Genomic DNA, 19369 nt, shown 5'->3' on the forward strand with positions numbered 1-19369 from the left:
GCATCGCTGCGGATGACCGCATGCGCCGGTCGGCTACACCTGGCCGGCCATGCCGAGCGATCGGTCACCTTCCGAAAAGCCCTGGCCTTTGGCCCAATCCCTGGCCAGCGCACGCAAACCCGTCAGTGCGACATCCAGCACATCAGACGAAACCGGGTTGCTCGGATAGGCAAGGTAGATCGGCCGCTGGAACACCGGCGCGTTGCCGATGCGCCGCATTTCTCCGCGCTCGATATGGCCGCTGACGGCGCTGAGCGGCAGGTAGGCCGCCGCCTGCTGCGACAGCACATGCTGCAGGCCGATGAAGACCAGCCCGGCCGAAATGGCCGGCTTGACCATGCCGGCAAAGGCACGGTCGTGCTCGATGCGGAATTCGAGCCCCCAGTCCATAAGGATGTAGTTTTCGGTCCATGGCTTGGTCTGCGCGGCATGCTGGACAAGCACCACCTGATCGACGGCCAGCGTTTCATAGACGATGCCGGGATGCGGGCGCGGCAGATAGAGGATGCAGATGTCGAGCAGTCCTTCCGCCAGTTGGTCGATGGCCAGATCCGGGAAACTGCCCTCGAGCCGTAGCGCCACGTTCGGCCGCCTAGCGCGCATCCACTCGACCCATGGCGAGGTGATGCGCTCCCACAGATAGGCGGGCGCGGTCAGCCGCAGCAGGCTGTCATAGCCATCGGGAACTGCGATATCCTGCCTCGATTGCTCCCAGGTGCGGGTGATGGAAGAGGCGTGCGGCAGGAACTGCCGGCCGGCAGGCGTGAGCGTGACGCCGTCACGATCGCGCACGAAAAGCCGGCGCCCCAACTGCTCCTCCAGCCCCCTGATCCGCGCGCTGACCGTGGATTGCGCAAGGTTGAGGCGGCTGGCCGCGACGGTGAAGCTGCCATGCTCGGCGACTTCCAGGAAACTGCGCAGGTTCTCGGTATCCATGGTCACACCTCGCATCGAAAATTTCGATGACCCCTATCAAAAAATATCGCTTTCCGGTCGCGGTCAACAATGACCTAAATGGCCGATCCCCCGAGGGCAAGCGAGGAATGCAGCCATGCCAACGCCTTTCGTGACGATCGACGCCGCCCGCAAAAATCTGACCGCAATCGAAAATTCCGCTGTCGACGAACTGCTTGCCGGCAGGCTCGACCGCCGCGATTTCCTGCGTCATGGCAGCGTTCTTGGCCTTTCCCTGCCGTTCCTGGGCAGCCTTGTCACCGCTGCCGGCCTCGGCACGCAAAAGGCCCGCGCCGAGGGCAAGCCGGGCGGCACGGTGCGCGCCGGCGTCGCCACGCCGGGCGGCGCCATCGATCCCATCACCTACTATGACAGCGGCAGCTACCAGCTGGTTTTCCAGACCGCCGAGTTTCTGTGCGTCACGCAACCGGATCTCACCCTGAAGCCGGTGCTGGCGGAGAGCTGGTCGCCGAACGCCGATGGCAGTGTATGGACCTTCAAGCTGCGCAAGGGCGTGAAATTCCACAATGGCGAGGACTTCAAGGCCGACGACGTGGTCGCGACCTTCGATCGCCTCGCGGATCCCAACGGCGCCTCTAACGCGCTTTCGGTGTTCAAGGGCCTGCTGTCGAAGGGCGGCACGCGGAAGATTGACGACCACACCGTCGCCTTCCATCTCGATCAACCGAACGGCAGCTTTCCCTATTCGGTGTCGATCGACAATTACAACGCCGTCATCCTGCCGGCGAGCTACAAGGGCGACTACGAAAAGACCTTCGAGGGCACCGGCCCGTTCCGGCTGGAGAGCTACACGCCGAAGGTCGGCGCGACCTTCGTGCGCAACCAGGACTATTGGGGCGAGAAGGCCCTGCCCGACCGGCTCGAATTCAAGTTCTACGGCGACGTGCAGCCGCGCATCCTGGCGCTGCAGGCCGGCGAGGTCGATGTCCTCGACGCAGTACCGCTCGATGTCAGCCAGGTGGTGCTCAACAGCCCAGACATCACCGTGCTGCGCGTCGCCTCGACCGCGCATCGCCAGTTGCACATGCGTTGCGACACCGGCCCGTTCACCGACAAGCGCGTGCGCCAGGCGCTGGCGCTCAGCATCGACCGCTCCAAGCTGGTCGATGGTCTCTGCCGCGGCATGGCGGCAACAGGCAATGACAGCCCGTTCGCGCCCGCCTTCCCCGCCACCGACAAGTCCGTGCCGCAGCGTGTCCAGGATATCGCCAAGGCCAAACAACTGCTCGAAGCGGCCGGCCTCGCCAACGGCTTCGACATGACCCTGACGACGCTGCGCTATTCCGACATCCCGGGCTATGCGCAGCTGTTCCAGAATTTCGTCAAGGAGATCGGTGCCCGCATCGCGCTCAACATCGAGGACCAGGACAAATATTACGGCAAGGCGGTATTCGGCCAGTCGGACTGGCTGGACAGCCCGTTGGGGATCACCGACTACGCGCATCGCAGCGTGCCCAACGTCTTCCTCAAGAGCCCGCTGGTCAGCGACGGCCCGTGGAACGCGGCGCATTTCAAGAGCACGGCCTATGACGGCATGGTTACCAGCTATCTCAAGGCGCTCGACATCGGCGCGCAGCGCGCGGCCGCATCCGACATCCAGAAACTGCTGCTCGACGAGACGCCGGTGATCTTCAGCTATTTCCCGGATCTGCTGGTGCCGGTGCGCAAGAATGTCAGCGGCCTGCCGCCGATCGCGGCCGGACTGCTGCTCGATCGCGTATCGCTGGGATAGAGGCCGGATTGGACAATTCTGTCTTTCGGGCGGTGCGGCTATCCCTTGGCAGGCTGCAAAGAGCGATGGGGGGCCATCGCTCGAGCCGCTCGATGCAAGAGAAACCCGCCGCCCGGAAACCCTCCGACACCATGGCTCAATCCAGGTTCATCTCGCTTTGCGCCAACGCTCGATGACAAAAGAAAAGAAACGGGAGACTACCATTCGCAAGCCTCATTTGCGCGGTCGCGGACCGCATTTCCCCCTGCTCGACACTATCGTGCAGTATGAATCGGAACCCGGCTATGTCGCCTTCACCATGCCGATGCAGAAGCGGCTGCGCGTGCAGGTGGGATCGATGATCGTCGCCGACACGACCAAGGCGCTGGTGCTCTACGAATCCGACCATCTGCCGGTCTATTACTTCCCGATCGGCGATGTGCGCGAGGAGTTCCTGCTGCCCAGCACGACGACGACCGAGAGCCCGTTCAAGGGCGTCGCCACGCATTATTCGCTGAACACCGGCATCACGCTGGTCGAGGATGCCGCCTGGCGCTATCTCGATCCGGTCAAGGGATCGCCTGACCTGTCGGACTACATGTCCTTCTATTGGCCCAAGATGACGCACTGGTACGAGGAGGACGAGGAGATCTTCGTCCACGCCCGCGATCCGTTCCGCCGGGTCGACTGCCTGCCGTCGTCGCGGCGGGTACAGGTCATCCTCGACGGCGAGCAGGTCGCCGATTCACGCCGCGGCGTGTTCCTGTTCGAGACCGGCCACCCGGTGCGCCACTACTTGCCGATCTCGGACACGCGGCTCGATATGTTTACGCCCAGCCGCTACATTTCACGCTGCCCCTACAAGGGCATCTCCAACTATTATCACGTGACGACGCCCAAGAAGCGGCACGAGAACCTCGTCTGGTATTATCCGGAGCCGGTGCACGAGGCCGAGCGCATCAAGGGGCTGGTCTGCTTCCATCACGAACTGGTCGACAAGATCCTGGTCGACGGCGTCGAGATACCGAAGGAATTCACGGCTGCATCCAGCGGCTATTTCTAGGCATCGCCCGCCCTCCCTAGTCGGCTTGCGCGCCGAAGGCTTGATAGAAAGGCGGCTCCGCGCATACCTTCCCTATGGCAGGGAGGACTATCAATGGATCTTTTCAAGCTGGACGGCGATGTCGCGCTGGTCACCGGCGCCGGCAGCGGCATTGGCCAGGCAATCGCGATCGGACTGGCTGAGGCAGGGGCTGATGTCGCCTGTTTCGGTCATGCATCGAAGGGCGGGCTGGAGGAGACCGCGCACCGGATCACGGCACTTGGCCGCAAGGCACTGGTGCTGACCGGCACAGTGACATCCGAAAGCGATCTCGCGGCGGCAATCGATCGCGTGGAGGCCGAACTCGGCGCACTGACCGTCGCCGTCAACAATGCCGGCATCGCCGGCTCGGAACCGGCCGAGACCTTGTCGCTGGAGACATGGCAGAAGGTGCACGAGGTCAACGTCGCCGGCGTGTTCCTGTCCTGCCAGGCCGAGGCGCGCAAGATGCTGGCGCGACGCAAGGGCTCGATCATCAACATCGCCTCGATGTCGGGCACCATCGTCAATCGCGGGCTGACGCAGGCGCACTACAACTCTTCGAAAGCCGCCGTCATTCACCTGTCGAGGAGCCTCGCCATGGAGTGGGCCGATCGCGGATTGCGCGTCAACGTCGTCAGTCCCGGCTACACGCTGACGCCGATGAACAAGCGGCCGGAGGTGGCTGAGGAGATCAAGATCTTCAAGCGCGACACGCCGATGGGGCGCATGGCCGCGCCGGAGGAAATGGTCGGGCCGACGGTGTTCCTGGCCAGCCGCGCGTCGAGCTTCGTCACCGGCCTCGATCTGATCGTCGATGGCGGCTACGTCTGCTGGTAAGATCGCATCTTCGCCTGCAGTCTGAATTTGTGCAGCCGCGAGGCGTTAGTCGTTGCGTGAGATGAACGTTGGTATATATAATTTCACCCCATGAAACGGCGTTGGCGAGACGGGGCTTGCCAGGCCGGTAGCCGAGATCATGGGACCTTGATGGCTCGCACCTTGCAGGGCGCCGCAAGACTGGCAATTGATCCGCGGATGATCGCTCCCGCAGCGATGCATCGGCAGTCATGACGCTGACCCTCCCGGCATACTCCACCATCACCGAAATTCAGCATCATTTCGCCTGCGCCGGCTTTAGCCGCGACGTGGCGGCAAGGGCCTTGCGCAACGACCAGTCTTTCCACCACAATCATAAAAAGACGCAAGAAGGGAACGAACAATAACCGCCACAGCTTGAAGGAGAACAAGCATGTCATTTCGCAGCTATATCTCGAAGTTATCGATGAGTGCCGTCGCGCTCGCGACACTAAGCCTGTTGTCACCTTCCGCCCACGCCGCCGCACCGGAATCCAACGACCCGATCAAGATCGCGCTGTTCGACTGGACCAGCGTCAACCTGAACGCCAAGATCCTCGGCGGCATCCTCGAAAAGCTTGGCTATACGGTTGAATACCCGACCGCCGACTACCTCTCCAGCCTGACCACCGGCCTCACCAATGGCGACCTCGATGTCGGCCTGGAATTCTGGGACACCACCGCCGGCGAAGCCATGAAAGCGTCCGATGCGACCGGCCAGACCGAACGTCTCGGCAAGCTCGGACCGAAAGCCAAGGAAGAATGGTGGTTTCCCGAATACATGAAGGAAAAATGCCCGACCTTGCCGGATTGGCATGCCCTTCTGGATGCCACATGCGCCGCATCGTTCTCGACGGCGGAGACGGCGCCGAAGGGCCGCTATCTCGGCGGCCCGGTGACCTGGGAAGGCTTTGACGACGAGCGCGTCGCCGCACTGAAACTGCCCTTCACGGTCATTCATGCCGGCACCGACGCGGCGATGTTCGCCGAACTCGATTCAGCCTATCAGCGCAAGGCGCCGATCATGCTGTGGATCTATTCGCCGCATTGGGCGCCGGCCAAATACAAGGGCGAATGGGTGCAATTCCCCGAATACACGCCCGAATGCTACAACGACCCGAAATGGGGCGTGAACCCCGATGCCAAATATGACTGCGGCAAGCCGCACGGCGAGATCTGGAAATATGCCTGGAACGGCATGAAGGACAAATGGCCGGTCGCCTACAAGGTGGCCAAGGCCTATACGATCGACACCGACGAGCTCAACAAGATGAGCGGCGAGATCGACCTTGACGGCAAGACGACGGAAGACGTCGCCGCCGCCTGGATCGCCGCGCACGAAGCCGACTGGAAAGCCTGGGCGCAGTGATCGTTCCTACTGGAAAATGGGGCCTGGCCGTTTGATCGGCCGGGTCTCAAATCTTGATGGTTCCAGAAGGACGATTGGATGACGGACAGGACTGAACATAGGTCGGCTCAACCGGGCACGGATGACCGTCCGGTGAAACTTGCCTGCCGCAATGTGTGGAAGCTGTTCGGGGCGAACGCGGCCAATTTCATTCGCGAGCACGACGGCAAGGCCAGCATGGCCGATGTCACGGCTGCCGGACTGGTCGGCGCGGTGCGGGCGGTCGATCTCGAAATCCGCCAAGGCGAAATCTTCATCATCATGGGTCTGTCGGGTTCCGGCAAATCGACGCTGGTGCGCTGCATGTCGAGGCTGGTCGAGCCGAGCCACGGCAAGGTCGAGTTCGAAGGCAAGGACCTGCTGAAGATTTCCGACGCGGCGCTGATCGAACTCAGGCGCCATCGCATGGGCATGGTGTTCCAGAACTTCGCGCTGCTGCCGCATCTCAATGTCCTGGACAACATCGCCTTTCCGCTCAGCATACAGGGGCAGGACAGGCCGAGACGCGAGGCGCGCGCCCGCGAGGTCATCGAACTCGTCGGTCTGCGTGGCCGCGAACATTTCTATCCGCGCGAGCTTTCCGGCGGCCAGCAGCAACGTGTCGGCATCGCCCGCAGCCTGGCGACAAAACCGGAGATCTGGTTCCTCGACGAGCCGTTCTCCGCGCTCGATCCGCTGATCCGCCGCGAGATGCAGGACGAGTTGATGCGGCTGCAGACCATGCTGCACAAGACCATCGTCTTCATCACCCATGATTTCGACGAGGCGATCAGGCTCGCCGACCGTATCGCCATCATGAAGGACGGCGAGGTCATCCAGACCGGCACGCCGGAAGAACTGGTGGTCAATCCGGCGACCGACTATGTCGCCGAGTTCACCCGCGACGTCGACCGCGCCAAGGTGATCTCGGCGCGCAGCCTGATGCGCGCCTGCGACGGCACAGAGCATGGCGGGACGGTGGCGCCGGAGGCCAAGATCGCCAGTTTTTCCGCCAGCATCGTTTCCGCCGGCAAGCCGTTCGCGGTGGTCAACGGCACCGGCAAGCCAATCGGTGAAGTCACACCGCAAGCGGTCATCGACCTTTTGGCCGGCATCGAACATACGAGAACCGGCACATGACGGTGACGGCAAGCGCCAGCGAGCCGAGGCCACCGCTTCAGCGGTGGCTGCTGGTCTGGGCGGCGGCACTTGCCGCCGTGCTGGCGGTGTTCCTGCTGCAGGACAGCGTCCCCTGGGCTGTCAACTATCCGGCCAACGCGGTCGTTCCCGTAGCGGACTGGGTCAGCGCGCTGATGGGCTGGATCAAGTCGAACCTATCGTGGCTGACCCGCTCGATCACCGCGGTGCTCGGCGTGCCACTCGACTTCGCGCTCAATCTGCTCGCCAAGAACTTCAAGGTCGGCCACGGCGCGGACGCCTATGTCCTGCCGCGCCTGTCCTGGGTCGGGGTGTGCGCCACGGCTTTCCTCGCCGGGCATGCCGTGGGCGGTCGCAAACTCAGCCTGCTGGTCGGCGGCTGTTTCCTCTACATCGCTCTGTTCGGCCAATGGACCAGCGCCATGCTGACGCTGGCGCTGATTTCCATAGCCGTGCCGTTCTGCATCGTCACCGGCCTGTTCGCCGGCATCTGGGCCTGGCGCAAGCCATGGGCGGAAAGGCTGATCGTCTCCCCTGCCCTCGACCTGATGCAGACCATCCCGACCTTCGCCTATCTCATCCCGATGCTGCTGCTGTTCGGCAACAGCCCGGTATCGGCGATGATCGCCACCGCCATCTTCGCGACGCCGCCGATGGTGCGGGCGACGATGCTCGGACTGACGCGGGTGCCGCTGGAGATCGGCGAATTCAGCGACATGGCCGGCTGCACGGCGCGGCAGAAACTGTGGCGGGTGCTGTTGCCGTCGGCGCGGCCGACGTTGATGGTCGGTGTCAACCAGGTGATCATGCTGGCGCTCAACATGGTGATCATCGCCTCGATGATCGGCGCCGGCGGCCTCGGCTACGATGTGCTTCTGGCGCTGCGCGCGCTGAAGGTCGGCGAAGCCATGGAGGCTGGTCTCGCCATTGTGGCGCTGGCCATCGCGCTCGACCGGCTGAGCCAGGCCATCGCGCACAAGCAGGCAAAGGGCTATGTTCACCAGGCGGTGAACCCGAGCTTCTGGCGGCGCTACCCCAATCTGACGCTGGCCATCGCCATCCTTGCCGTCACCACGCTGCTCGGCCTGTTCGTGCCGGTCTTCGCCGCGGTGCCGAAGGCCATCACCTTCACCACCGCGCCGCTGTGGAAGGCGGCGGTGAACTGGGTGACGATCAACTTCTTCGATGCGATCGAAGCCTTTCGCGTGGCGCTGATCCTCAACGTGCTCAACCCGGTGCGTACCTTCTGCGAAGGCTTTCCGTGGCTGGGGGCCGTGTTCCTGCTCGGCCTCGCCGGCTATCAGCTTTCGGGTCCGCGCCTGGCCGCCCTGGTCGCGGCACTGACCCTCTTCTGCGCCGTCACCGGGCTGTGGGAAAAAACCATGGCGACCGTATATCTCTGCGGCATCTCGGCCTTCATCGCCTGCCTGATCGGCATCCCGATCGGGCTGATGGCGGCGCGCAGCGACCGCTTCGAGAAGATCGTCACGCCCATCATCGACACGCTGCAGGTGCTGCCGTCCTTCTGCTTCATCATTCCGGTGGTGATGCTGTTCAGGGTCGGCGACGTCACCGCCATGATCGCAACGATCGCCTTCGCCGTGGTGCCGGCCATCCGCTATACCAATCATGGCATCAGGCAGGTACCACCGGCATTGATCGAGGCGGCCAAGGTGTCGGGCTGCACGCCGCGCCAGACTTTCTTTCGCGTGCAATTGCCGCTGGCGCTTCCCGAGATCATGCTCGGCGTCAACCAGACCATCCTGATGGCGCTGGCGATGATCATCATCTGCGCCATGGTCGGCACACGCGACCTCGGCCAGGAGGTGTTCATCGCGCTGTCCAAGGCCGATTCCGGCCGTGGCATCGTCGCCGGCCTGGCAATAGCCTTCATCGGCATCGTCGCCGACCGGCTGTTCAACGCCTGGACGGCGAAAGCGCGGGCAAGGCTGGGATAGGGCAGGACGTCGCGCCGCGGCCTATTCCGCCGCGACGCCCTTCACCTCGAGATAGCTCTCCATCGAATCGTCCAGCGCCTGCAGCCACGGCGTATGATGCAGCGGCGCCATGGTGCCGGTCATCAGCGAGCGATAGGCGTGATCGCGGAAGCTCATGATGTCTTCCGCCTTGTGGTGTTCCCATTCCATGAAGGTCTGGTTGACCGCCTCGACATCGAAGCCGGGATAGTCGGTCTGGTCCATCAGTTCCTTGGTGTAGTCGCCCTGGAACCAGATCATCTGCTCGGCGTCCTCCAGCGTCTCCTCCCGCGCCCGCCACTTGGCACTGTGTTCGGCCATCGCCTTGGCCGAGGGAAGCTTGATGCGGCCCATGATGACATCGCGCGCGAACCAGGCCTGCGCGTCGAACATGTTGAAGGTGTAGAACTGGTCCTGCATGCCGATATAGGACAGCTTCGGATTCTTCTCCCACACCACGCCTTCATAGAGGTCGAGCGGCCACATGCGGTTGGCGGTCTTGAGCTTCAGGTCGTCGGTGAGGAAGGGGAAGGAATGCAGATAACCGGTGCACAGGATGATGGCGTCGACATCCTTGGTGGTGCCGTCCTTGAAGTGCGCGGTCTTGCCGACGACCTTCTGCAAGAGCGGTACCTCTTTCCAATTCTCAGGCCATTTGAAGCCCATCGGCTTGGAGCGGTAGCTGGAGGTGATCGACTTGGCGCCGTATTTGTAGCATTGCGAGCCGATATCCTCGGCCGAATAGGAGCGGCCGATGATCAGGATATCCTTGCCCTTGAATTCCATCGCGTCGCGGAAATCATGGCTGTGCAGGATGCGGCCGTTGAAGGTCGAGAAACCCTCGAAGTACGGCACATTGGGCACCGAGAAATGCCCGGAGGCGACGACGACATTGTCGAATTCTTCGGAATAGGTGACGTCGTTGGTGCGGTCATGCGCGGTGACGGTGAATTTCTTTGTCTCGTCGGAGAAGGTGACCATGCGCACCGGGCTGTTGAAGCGTACCCATTTGCGCAGTCCCGACTTCTCGACGCGGCCCTTGATGTAGTCCCACAGCACGGCGCGCGGCGGGTAGGAGCCGATCGGCCGGCCGAAATGCTCCTCGAAGGTATAGTCGGCGAATTCCAGGCATTCCTTGGGTCCGTTCGACCAGAGGTAACGGTACATCGAACCGTGCACGGGGTCGCCATGTTCGTCGAGGCCGGTGCGCCAGGTGTAGTTCCACAGGCCGCCCCAGTCGGACTGCTTTTCGAAGCAGACGATTTCGGGAATCTCGGCGCCCTTGTCGGCAGCCGACTTGAAGGCCCTGAGCTGTGCCAGGCCGGACGGTCCGGCTCCGATGACGGCAACGCGAGTTTTCATTTCAGGGCCTCCTCTTTTTTGATTTCCCCAGCGAAACAAATTTCACTGAGAGTGACAGTAATTGGCCCTTCCGTGCTGTCAACAGACATCTGCTGGAACGGCATTTGCGCGCAGCGGATTCCTGGCGAAAAACCTGCGGCGATTGCAGTCGCCGAGCCGGCACATGCGACACAAGATGGCTTGCCGTCGCGGTTGCGCTCCTGTATCGGCACCTAAGATGTTCACCGTGAGTGAAATAAATCCTGAAGTTGCGGGGGCGAGATGGCAAAGACAATTTCGGATTCGAAGGCCGGTCATGGTCCTGCAAAAGCCAAGCCGTTGGCAAAGGTCTCCGCGGACGGAAAGACCATCCGGGCGCCGCTGACGCAGAACCCGCACGCCATCCGCGACACACGCGAGAAAGTGCTGGAGGTCGCGATCGGCCGCGAGGTGCGGGCGTTCCGCAAGAAGCTCGGGATCACAGTCGCCGACCTGGCGGTCGCCACCGACATTTCGCTGGGCATGCTGTCGAAGATCGAGAACGGCATCACCTCGCCGTCGCTGACCACCTTGCAGGCGCTGTCACGGGCGCTCGGCGTTCCCGTCACCGCCTTCTTCCGTCGCTTCGAGGAAGAGCGAAGTGCTGTCTTCGTCAAGGCCGGCGAAGGCCTCGATGTCGAGCGCCGCGGCACACGTGCCGGTCATCAGTACAATCTGCTCGGCCATATCGGTTCGAACACCAGCGGCGTCGTCGTCGAACCCTATCTGATCACGCTGACCGAGGATTCGGACGTGTTCCCGACCTTCCAGCACGAGGGCATGGAATTCCTCTACATGCTGGAAGGCGAAGTCGTTTACCGGCACGGCGGCAACCTCTATCCGATGAAGCCCGGCGACAGCCTGTTCTTCGACGCGGACGCGCCGCATGGCCCGGAGCAGCTGACGAAGCTGCCGATGCGGTATCTGTCGATTATCTGCTATCCGCAGGGCAGTTCCGGGTGATTGGCTAATCGCCCTCTCGTGGGAGTGATGTACGGTAGCACAGAGGGGCGCGCCCTCGGCATGTCTTTGCTTGGACCGGCTCAAACCGCGCGCTTCCTCGGGCTTGACCCGAGGATCCATGCCGCGACCTTCGCCGACGGTGCAACGGAGCAGAATTCTCAACCGTTACAACGCTTTAACGTCACGGAATGGATCCTAGGGTCTGCGCCGCGTCGCTTCGCTCCTTGCTTCGCCCAAGATGACGAATTCGATGGTTCGCGTTCCTTCGTGCCCATCTTGGCAGCTTCGACGGCAGCTCTAATCCGGCCCAAACCCTGGGCTCGTCGGGCTGCCATCATCCAGCCTCGACAGCCACTCCACCAATGTGGGGCGGTAGCGCGTCAGGCCCTTGTAGGTCGCGAGTTCTTCAGGCAGGTCGCGGATGACGCGGTGCAGGCGCCGCGCCCATTTCGGCTGCGTCACCAACTCGTCCATCTTGATCAGGTAGCAGCGGATCGGAAAGACGATGCTGTTGGAGCGCGGCAGCCGCCAGAAGCTCTGCAATTCGACGCGCAGATGGACCTTGTCGCCGACATTCTCCGGTGTCACGGTTGTCCGGTCCGGACCCCATTTGTGATAATTCTCCGGGCTGGTGTCGAGGCGCGGATTGATGGTCATCGTCCAGTTGAGACGACGTGCCGGCTTGCCTTGCTGGATGTTGGTGAGGAACTTCAGCGCCCTGACGAAAATCCCCTTCTCATGCGCCAGCGGTACCGGCGCGTGCCACTCGAAAAAATTCATGCCTATGTCGAAATCGAGCGACCAGTCGGCCTGGGTGGTGACCATGCCGGCATCCATCCACAGATTGCCGTCGCGCTGGTCGAGGATGCAGAAATCGCCCTGGCTCTGCCTCGTGATATATTCCATCGGGCCGTAAGGCAGCGTCGAGGTGTCGCCGAAGGTGAAGGTATCGTCGATGCCGAGCGGCCGGTTGATCCAGCGCCAGCGGTCGCCGTCGCGCGTCAGCGTGAAATGCTCGGGATAGCCAAGCGCCTGCTGCTCCATCAAAAGCTCAAGCAGGTCCCAGCCGGCCAGCGTCATATGCGGCAACGATTGGCAGCGCAGCGGATCCTCGGCCAGCACCAAAGCGCGGTCCTGCATCTCGGCGACATAGTGCTCGTCGACGTCGATCAGGTTCTCGAGCACGCTGCCCTTGGGGCCGACGACATGCGGCTCGATGTTGACCGCATACATGTAGGCGTCTTCGTGGAACGGGAACGGGAACCGCCTGATATGCTCAGGGCTGTTCCTGAAGGTGAAATCGTCGCGGAACGTTTCCTTGCGAAAGGTGATGCCCATGATTTCCTCCTAGAGCGGGATGCCCGCTCTATCTCTTTGTTTAGCCGCATTTCTGCGACGCCAAGTGTATCCACTTGGCTGCAAAATGTTCTACCGCTCCAAGACCAGCGACCGGCCCTCGAAGCGCGACACGCACGGCATGATCTTGCAGCCGGAACGATGGTCTTCCTCGCTCAGCCAATGGTCATTGTGGATGAACTTGCCATCGTAGGAGATGACGTTGGTCTCGCACTGGCCGCAGACGCCGCCGCGGCAGAGATACGGCGGATCCACGCCGGCCGCCTCGATGGCCTCGAGCAGGCTCTGCTGTTCGCCGACCCGGATCGTCTTGCCGCTGACGGCCAGCGTCACGTCGAAGGGCAGTCCAGGCTGGGGTGCCGCGAAATGCTCGAAATGCACGGCTTCCGACGGCCAACCCAGACTAGCCGCGCGGTCGCGCGCCCAGTTGATCATGCCGGCCGGGCCACAGACATAGAGATGCGTGCCGAGCGGCTGCGTCGACAGCAGCCGGTCGAGGTCGATGCGCTCGTCGCGGTCGTCATGGTAGAGCCTGATCCGGCGGTCGTAACGCTCCCGCAGCACATCGGCATAGGTGCCGAGCGAGGCGGTGCGGCAGGTGTAGTGCAATTCGAAGTTTCCGCCTTCGCCGGCCAGTTGCGCGGTCTGCGCCATGAAGGGCGTGATGCCGATGCCGCCGGCAAGCATCAGGTGCTTTCTTGCACGCAGGTCGAGCGAGAACAGATTGACCGGGTAGCTGATCACCATCTCCAGCCCCGGCTTGACGCTGCGATGCATGAACAGCGAGCCGCCGCGGCCGACATCGTCGCGGCGCACGGAGATCGTGTATTCGCGCGTGTCGAGCGGCGAGCCCATCAGCGAATAGGGATTGAGCCGGGTGCGATCGCCGTCGCGCATCTCGACCACGACATGGGCGCCGCCGGAAAAGGTCGGCAACATCTGCCCGTCGCGCCGGCGGAAATGGAAGCGGGTGACCAGTTCGTTGACAGGAACGACGTCGCTTACCACGACATCGAGCTTGGTGGTGCCGGTGCTCATGGGAAGGCCTCCTCCATCGGAGGAATCTCGGAGCGATCCTCGGCGTTGATGCACACGCCCTGGAAAGCAGCGAGGCGCCTGGAGTAATGATCGCGCACCAGAAGCAGCAGCCCGCAGTGCGAACAGGTGGCGGGCTGCGTCGTCACGTTTTCGGTGATGCCTTTGCAGTGCACGCATTGCATGCGCCGTGCCAGGGAACCGCGATGCTCGGTCTGCATGGAGGTATGGTCGATGCCGGCTTCGAGCGCTACTTGCATGGCCTGGCCGATCAGGCCTTCGGTGCCGGCGAGGTAGAGGCGCAACCCCATATGGGCATTGCTCAGTGTCTGCTTCAGTCGCGGCAGCACGCTTGCGAAGGACGGCGCCTGATGAAACTGCCCCGGCTTCAGCGCTTCGAGGGCGTCGACATGCTTGCCGTCGGGGCCCGGGATGAAGACGATTTCGGCGCCGTCGAAAAACCCGGCCGGCGCTCCTGCGGCCATGTCTGAAATAGCGAGCGCACCTTCGGCATCGGCGATGAAAAGATGGTGTTTGCCGGGCTGCGGAGAGAGCGTTCCGTAGACCGGCCGGCTGATGATGCTTTTGGCTGCCATTTAAGTCTTCGTGCCTCGAACCCCTCGCCGTTGATGATGCCTCAACCCTTGGCCGTGCGCTTGGTCTTTTTGGGATCGTCGAAAGGCAAGGGCTGCGCTGTCGCCTTGATCGACCCGTTCTTGTTGCGGATCTCGAGCTTGGTGTCCTTGACCGCGCAGTCGACGTCGAGGCGGGCGATGCCCATCGATTTCTTGACCAGCGGCGAATACATGGCACATGTCACCACGCCGACCTTTTTGCCGTCGCGGTAGACCGGTGCGCCTTCGTCGGCGGGCTCCTTGCCGTCGAGCAGTACACCATAGATCTTGAAGCGCTCCTTGCCCTTCAGCCGGTAGTGCTCCTCGGCCCCACGGAAGCCGGTCTTCCCGGGGCTGACGGTGAAGTCGAGGCCGAGCTCCCACAGCGTGTCGCCGGGGCCTTCGTTCTCGAACGGATATTTTTGGGAATTGTCGTAGGGGTAGAAAAGCAAATAACTTTCGACACGCAGCATGTCGAGCGTGGTGAAACGGCACGGGATGATGCCGGCGTTCTTGCCCTCGTCGAGAATCCTGTCCCAGATCGTGCCGGCGTCCTGGCCGCGGCAGAAGATCTCGTAGCCGCGCTCGCCGGTGTAACCGGTGCGCGAGATCATTACCGGGAAACCGAACAGCTGCGTCTGCATATGATGGAAATAGTTGAGATCGCGGATACCGGGCACATGCTTGGCCAGATAATCGACCGCGGTCGGTCCCTGCAGCGACAGATCGTGCAGATTGTCATCGAAGCGCAGCGAGACATCGCGGCCCATCGCGGCGCGCTGCAATTCCTCATGGCCGGTGCCCGAACCATGCACCACCATCCAACTGTTCGGGCCGGTGCGGTAGAGGATGCAGTCGTCAGTGAATTTTCCCGCCTCGTTCAGCATGCAGGCATAGGCCGACTTGCCCGGATAGATCTTTTCCACGTCGCGCGTGGTGGCGAGGTCGATGAGGTGCGAGGCATGAGGCCCAGTGATGTGAACCTTCTTGAGCCCCGACACATCCATCAGACCGGCCTTGGTGCGGATGGCGATGTATTCTTCATCGGCGTCCTTGTCGTAGGTCCAGGCGGTCCCCATGCCGCTCCAGTCTTCGAGCTTCGAACCCAGCGCGCGGTGGCGGTCCGCCAAGGTCGAAAATCTCCAGGATGCCGTCATCCGCTCGTCCTCCGTTCAAAAATCCACTGTTCCCTGCTCCTTGGCGCGGAGGCCGGAGCTTTGGCTTGAATATTGACCGCAAACGCGGGAGAGCCGCAATCCCCTGAAAGCAAATAATTTCATTGTCAGGCAAAATTGGCCGTCCCGACCAAATGGTTAACCCGACGTAAATTCATCTTGACAATTGCGGAAAACGGTCTGAATTTATGAAAAAAATTTCACTCTCTTGAAAGAGAGCGGCGCGCGGAGGATTCGGAACCGGGCGCCCGGAAAAGGGGAAAACCGATGTCAGACCTGCAGCAGCGCATCGAAGCGCTGTACCGTTCCGACTTGCGCGGAGCCGCGTTGCTGATCATCTGCCTGTGGGCGACGATCCTCTTCGTGCTCTTCATGACATGGCCGTACATTCCGCACGACGGCATCAAGGCCGTCGTCGCGATTGCCGCCGCCGCCGTGCTGATCTTCAACACGGCCGCGATCCTGGCGATGGTCAAGCACTACAAGGAAGACAAGGACTTCATCTACGGTCTCGATATCAAGAACGCCGACGCGTCCCGCAACCGCAAGTCCTGAGGGGTACAACGCATGTCCCGCTACACGCCGCCGGAGCAGAGCAAGACCGGCCAGGTTTTCGACATCGTGGTCGTGGTGGTCGCCATTTTCGTGGCGCTGTGGCTGCCGCTGAAACTGGGCCTTGCCGGAGCCGCCAAATCCATCGACGCGCTTGACGCCAAGACCTGGGAAGCTCTCGGCCAGAACCCGACCATGGCCTCGATCTGGGAAAAGCTCGGCTACACGCCCGAGACCGCGCACGACATCATCCAGAACCGTTTTCACTACGTCATCGACTGGCCGACGCTGATCATCATGGCGGCGGTGCTGATCGGTTATTTCGTCTTCCTGTTCCGTGCATCCGATCGCGAATATCGCGACGTCATCAACGAGAAGTTCGACGACAAGTAAAAGTTCTGGCGACGAGTCATCGGGGACACGATCATGTGGATGGCACTTTCTTACGCATGCTGGGGCATCTCGATCTTGCTCGCGATCTGGATGCTCTACGACTGGTTCAAGGTCGATACGACCTATTCCGAGGACGTTCTGACCTCGTCGCGCGAAGGCGAGCTTGAAGCCGTTTCCGAAAAACACCGGATCTGAGTGGGGATTGAACGATGACGGTCGCGCTTGAAACGGCAGAAACGGTAGTGCATGGCGGCCGGGTTTCGCTGCTCAGGGTACTTGGCCCTTCCCATGTCTGGGCCCTCGGCGTGGGTATCGTTCTGGTGGGCGAATTCACCGGCTGGAATTTTGCCGCGGACAAGGGCGGCACGCTGGCGGCGCTGATCGTCTGCTGGATCGTCGGACTGCTCTACACCTCGGTCGCCATGATTGATTCCGAGGTGACGTCGACTGTTGCCGCCGCCGGAGGCCAGTACGCGCAGGCAAAGCACATCGTCGGACCGCTGATGGCATTCAACGTCGCGCTGTTCCTGGTCTTCGCCTACACCATGCTGGAGGTCTCGGACGCTATCCTGCTCGGCGACACGATCGTCGCCAAGGCGGGGGTCGAGGGGCTGAACCACAATGCCTTCATCGCCGCGACCATCGTCGTCCTGGCCTGGCTCAATTACCGCGGCGTGCTGATGACGCTCAACGTCAACTTCGTCATCACCGCCATCGCCTATGTCTCGATCGTCATCCTGTTCTTCTCGGTCAGCCCGTGGACGCAAGGTGCCGTGCTGAAGCTGAACGAGCTGGTCACACCCGCCAATGCCCTGCCCTATGGCTGGATCGGCGTCATCGCCGCCTTCCAGTTCGGCATCTGGTTCTATCTGGGCATCGAAGGCACCACGCAGGCCGCCGAGGAAGTTCGCTCGCCGGCGCGCTCCCTGCCCTACGGCACCATGGCCGGCATGATCACGCTTCTGATCGCCGCCGCCATGACCTGGTATGTCTGCGCCTCGCTGATGCCCTGGGAATATCTCGGGATCACCTATTACCCGCTGTGGGACGCCGGCAGGCTGACCGGCAGCCCGCTGCTCGAGAACCTGCTGTTCGTCGCCACGCTGCTCGCGGCCCTGGCATCGGCCAATGGCTGCATCAACGACGCGGCACGCGCCTGGTTCTCGCTCGGTCGCGATCGCTATCTGCCGAGCTGGTTCTCGGCCGTGCATCCCAAATACCGCACGCCTTACCGGTCGATCCTGTTCCTGCTGCCAATCGCGCTCGCCTTCGCCTTCATCGCCGACCTCAACCAGGCGATCACCTTCTCGATCCTGTCAGGCGTGCTGCAATACACTTTCATGAGCATCAATATCATGATGTTCCGCAAGAAGTGGCCGCTCGGCACGATCCGCCGCGGCTATACGCATCCCTTCCATCCGCTGCCGGCGATCGTGCTGTTCTGCCTGTGCGTGGTGACTTTCTTCGCCATCTTCCTCGGCTTCGGTTCGCAGCTGAGCGCCATGGTCGCGTTCTACTTCCTGATCTCGTTGTGGTTCCACTTCTACCGCTACAAATTCGTGCGGCGTGGCGACCAGTTCACCATGCCCTGGCCGAAACCTCAGGGCTATTGATGGGAGTAGGCTTGTCCGGATTCGGGGTGAGCCTGGCATGACAAAATGTCCGAAGTGACATCAGCACTATTCGCCGGGGCCATTGTCCTGGCTCTCGCCCTCCATCTTGCGTGGCTGGCGCGTCGCGGCCGCAACAGGGTTCTGGCGGCGCTTGCCGCCGACGAGGCCGCCGTCCGAACCGTCATCGCCGATGCCGCCGATGTTTCTGACGGCACCGCCGGTGTCATCACCTGGGAAGGATCGTGGAGCGGCCAACGCGTTCAACTGCGCACCATTGTCGATACGCTGGCAACAAGAAAACTCCCGGCCCGCTGGCTCAGCGTTTCGATCATCGAAAAGGTCGCGGTGCAGGCCACGTTCGACATGATGATGCGGCCGGGCTCGCCGACGACCTTCTCCAATTTCGACCATCTCCAGCATACGCTGCCCAAGGCTCCGGGATTTCCAGCCGAGGCGGTGCTGCGCACCGACCGTCGAGGCACGCGTTTCCCGCAAGGCATCATCGCCGACCACCTGGAACCCTTTTCGGAAGGACGCGCCAAGGAACTGTTGATCACCCCCGGAGGTGCGCGCATCGTCTGGCTGCTGGCCGAGGCCGAGCGGGCACGCTACGGCGTTTTCCGGCAGGCCGCCTTCGTTGACGCTCGGATCGATCCGACGCTTGTTCAGCGGCTGCTTGTCTCCCTCTCGGAGCTGCGAGACGCCATCAATCGCAGCGAACGGCAAGCCGCATGACCAGTCCAATCCCCAAGCCAGCCCCGGTGAGCCCTTATCTCGTCCTGGGTTCGGCCATCGTGCTGCCGGCAAGCGGCCATGTCATTCTGGGCGTGCCGGTGCGCGGGCTGCAGTTTCTGTTCTTCATGATGATCCTGGCCTGGGTGACCGTCAGGATCGCGCCGCCGGACGCCGGCTTCATCGGCCGTCATGCCGGTGGCTTCCTGATCTATGCCCTGTCGATCCTCGACGCCTACAAGCTCGCCCGCATCCGCCACGCCCGATGGGTTCACAATGCCGTGCAGGACAGCGAGAATTCGCATGGCGGCATTGCGCCACATACGTAACTAGAGGAAAATTTTTTTCATATGATTGAATTCACACAACGCATTCGATACATCATCTCTTAGCTGCAAACGCCGGGAGGC

Annotated in this window: 21 protein-coding genes; 14 read left to right on the plus strand and 7 right to left on the minus strand. The window is 62.1% G+C overall.

Going from position 1 to position 19369, the window contains the following annotated elements; all coding sequences use genetic code 11:
• Positions 1–33: 33 nt before the first annotated feature.
• Positions 34–936 carry a LysR family transcriptional regulator gene (locus EB815_RS28530; protein WP_056564232.1) on the minus strand — a complete coding sequence of 301 codons (903 nt, stop codon included), beginning with the start codon at positions 934–936 and terminating at the stop codon, positions 34–36.
• A gap of 115 nt (positions 937–1051) precedes the next feature.
• Between EB815_RS28530 and EB815_RS28535 the strand changes: the two genes are divergently transcribed.
• From EB815_RS28535 to EB815_RS28565, 7 genes are all read left to right on the plus strand, one after another.
• Complete coding sequence (locus tag EB815_RS28535; RefSeq protein WP_056564239.1) at positions 1052–2707, plus strand: ABC transporter substrate-binding protein; 1656 nt, start codon at positions 1052–1054, stop codon at positions 2705–2707.
• A gap of 172 nt (positions 2708–2879) precedes the next feature.
• A complete protein-coding gene (locus tag EB815_RS28540) occupies positions 2880–3749 on the plus strand; it encodes a DUF427 domain-containing protein (protein ID WP_056564242.1) in 870 nt (289 codons plus the stop codon).
• A gap of 93 nt (positions 3750–3842) precedes the next feature.
• Positions 3843–4607, plus strand: coding sequence for an SDR family oxidoreductase (locus EB815_RS28545; RefSeq protein ID WP_056564245.1), 765 nt, complete (start codon positions 3843–3845; stop codon positions 4605–4607).
• A 230-nt stretch (positions 4608–4837) separates the two neighbouring features.
• Positions 4838–4993, plus strand: coding sequence for a hypothetical protein (locus EB815_RS28550; protein ID WP_155772374.1), 156 nt, complete (start codon positions 4838–4840; stop codon positions 4991–4993).
• A 26-nt stretch (positions 4994–5019) separates the two neighbouring features.
• Entirely contained in the window at positions 5020–5994 is a 975-nt protein-coding gene (locus tag EB815_RS28555; protein ID WP_056564253.1) for an ABC transporter substrate-binding protein, read from the plus strand.
• Between the two features lie 78 nt (positions 5995–6072).
• Positions 6073–7152 carry a quaternary amine ABC transporter ATP-binding protein gene (locus EB815_RS28560; protein ID WP_056564256.1) on the plus strand — a complete coding sequence of 360 codons (1080 nt, stop codon included), beginning with the start codon at positions 6073–6075 and terminating at the stop codon, positions 7150–7152.
• On the plus strand, positions 7149–9128 hold the full coding sequence (locus EB815_RS28565; protein ID WP_056564260.1) for an ABC transporter permease: 1980 nt from the start codon (positions 7149–7151) through the stop codon (positions 9126–9128). The genes EB815_RS28560 and EB815_RS28565 overlap by 4 nt, the downstream gene beginning before the upstream one ends.
• Positions 9129–9149: 21 nt before the next feature.
• On the opposite strand, the gene EB815_RS28570 is transcribed toward EB815_RS28565, so the two are convergent.
• Entirely contained in the window at positions 9150–10508 is a 1359-nt protein-coding gene (locus EB815_RS28570) for an NAD(P)-binding domain-containing protein (protein ID WP_056564262.1), read from the minus strand.
• Positions 10505–10720, minus strand: coding sequence for a hypothetical protein (locus EB815_RS28575; protein ID WP_155772373.1), 216 nt, complete (start codon positions 10718–10720; stop codon positions 10505–10507). The genes EB815_RS28570 and EB815_RS28575 overlap by 4 nt, the downstream gene beginning before the upstream one ends.
• Positions 10721–10769: 49 nt before the next feature.
• On the opposite strand from EB815_RS28575, the gene EB815_RS28580 reads away from it, so the two are divergent.
• Positions 10770–11489, plus strand: a complete 720-nt coding sequence (locus EB815_RS28580; protein WP_056564265.1) for a helix-turn-helix domain-containing protein — start codon at positions 10770–10772, stop codon at positions 11487–11489.
• 297 nt (positions 11490–11786) lie between these two features.
• Here EB815_RS28580 and EB815_RS28585 read toward each other — a convergent pair whose 3' ends face one another.
• The 4 genes from EB815_RS28585 to EB815_RS28600 all read right to left on the minus strand — a co-directional run bounded on the left by EB815_RS28585 (position 11787) and on the right by EB815_RS28600 (position 15651).
• Positions 11787–12827 (minus strand): heme-dependent oxidative N-demethylase family protein, encoded by a 1041-nt coding sequence (locus tag EB815_RS28585; RefSeq protein WP_056564267.1) that lies wholly within the window; start codon positions 12825–12827, stop codon positions 11787–11789.
• A 90-nt stretch (positions 12828–12917) separates the two neighbouring features.
• Entirely contained in the window at positions 12918–13883 is a 966-nt protein-coding gene (locus EB815_RS28590) for a PDR/VanB family oxidoreductase (protein ID WP_056564268.1), read from the minus strand.
• Positions 13880–14476: a dimethylamine monooxygenase subunit DmmA family protein gene (locus tag EB815_RS28595; protein WP_056564278.1), complete on the minus strand. Its 597-nt coding sequence runs from the start codon at positions 14474–14476 to the stop codon at positions 13880–13882. Before EB815_RS28595 ends, EB815_RS28590 begins: the two co-directional genes overlap by 4 nt.
• Before the next feature lie 41 nt (positions 14477–14517).
• Positions 14518–15651 carry an aminomethyltransferase family protein gene (locus tag EB815_RS28600; protein ID WP_056564285.1) on the minus strand — a complete coding sequence of 378 codons (1134 nt, stop codon included), beginning with the start codon at positions 15649–15651 and terminating at the stop codon, positions 14518–14520.
• Positions 15652–15936: 285 nt separating this feature from the next.
• On the opposite strand from EB815_RS28600, the gene EB815_RS28605 reads away from it, so the two are divergent.
• From EB815_RS28605 to EB815_RS28630, 6 genes are read left to right on the plus strand one after another with little or no spacing between them, the layout of a single operon-like run.
• Entirely contained in the window at positions 15937–16224 is a 288-nt protein-coding gene (locus EB815_RS28605; RefSeq protein WP_056564288.1) for a hypothetical protein, read from the plus strand.
• Positions 16225–16236: 12 nt separating this feature from the next.
• Positions 16237–16614: a hypothetical protein gene (locus tag EB815_RS28610; protein WP_056564291.1), complete on the plus strand. Its 378-nt coding sequence runs from the start codon at positions 16237–16239 to the stop codon at positions 16612–16614.
• A 39-nt stretch (positions 16615–16653) separates the two neighbouring features.
• A complete protein-coding gene (locus tag EB815_RS28615; RefSeq protein ID WP_162258859.1) occupies positions 16654–16809 on the plus strand; it encodes a hypothetical protein in 156 nt (51 codons plus the stop codon).
• Between the two features lie 14 nt (positions 16810–16823).
• Entirely contained in the window at positions 16824–18227 is a 1404-nt protein-coding gene (locus EB815_RS28620; protein ID WP_056564294.1) for an APC family permease, read from the plus strand.
• A gap of 45 nt (positions 18228–18272) precedes the next feature.
• Positions 18273–18962: a hypothetical protein gene (locus EB815_RS28625; RefSeq protein ID WP_056564297.1), complete on the plus strand. Its 690-nt coding sequence runs from the start codon at positions 18273–18275 to the stop codon at positions 18960–18962.
• Positions 18959–19288: a hypothetical protein gene (locus EB815_RS28630; protein ID WP_056564300.1), complete on the plus strand. Its 330-nt coding sequence runs from the start codon at positions 18959–18961 to the stop codon at positions 19286–19288. The genes EB815_RS28625 and EB815_RS28630 overlap by 4 nt, the downstream gene beginning before the upstream one ends.
• The last annotated feature ends 81 nt before the right edge of the window (positions 19289–19369 follow it).

Origin of the sequence: Mesorhizobium loti (genome assembly GCF_013170705.1) — a bacterium.
GTDB lineage: Bacteria > Pseudomonadota > Alphaproteobacteria > Rhizobiales > Rhizobiaceae > Mesorhizobium > Mesorhizobium loti_D.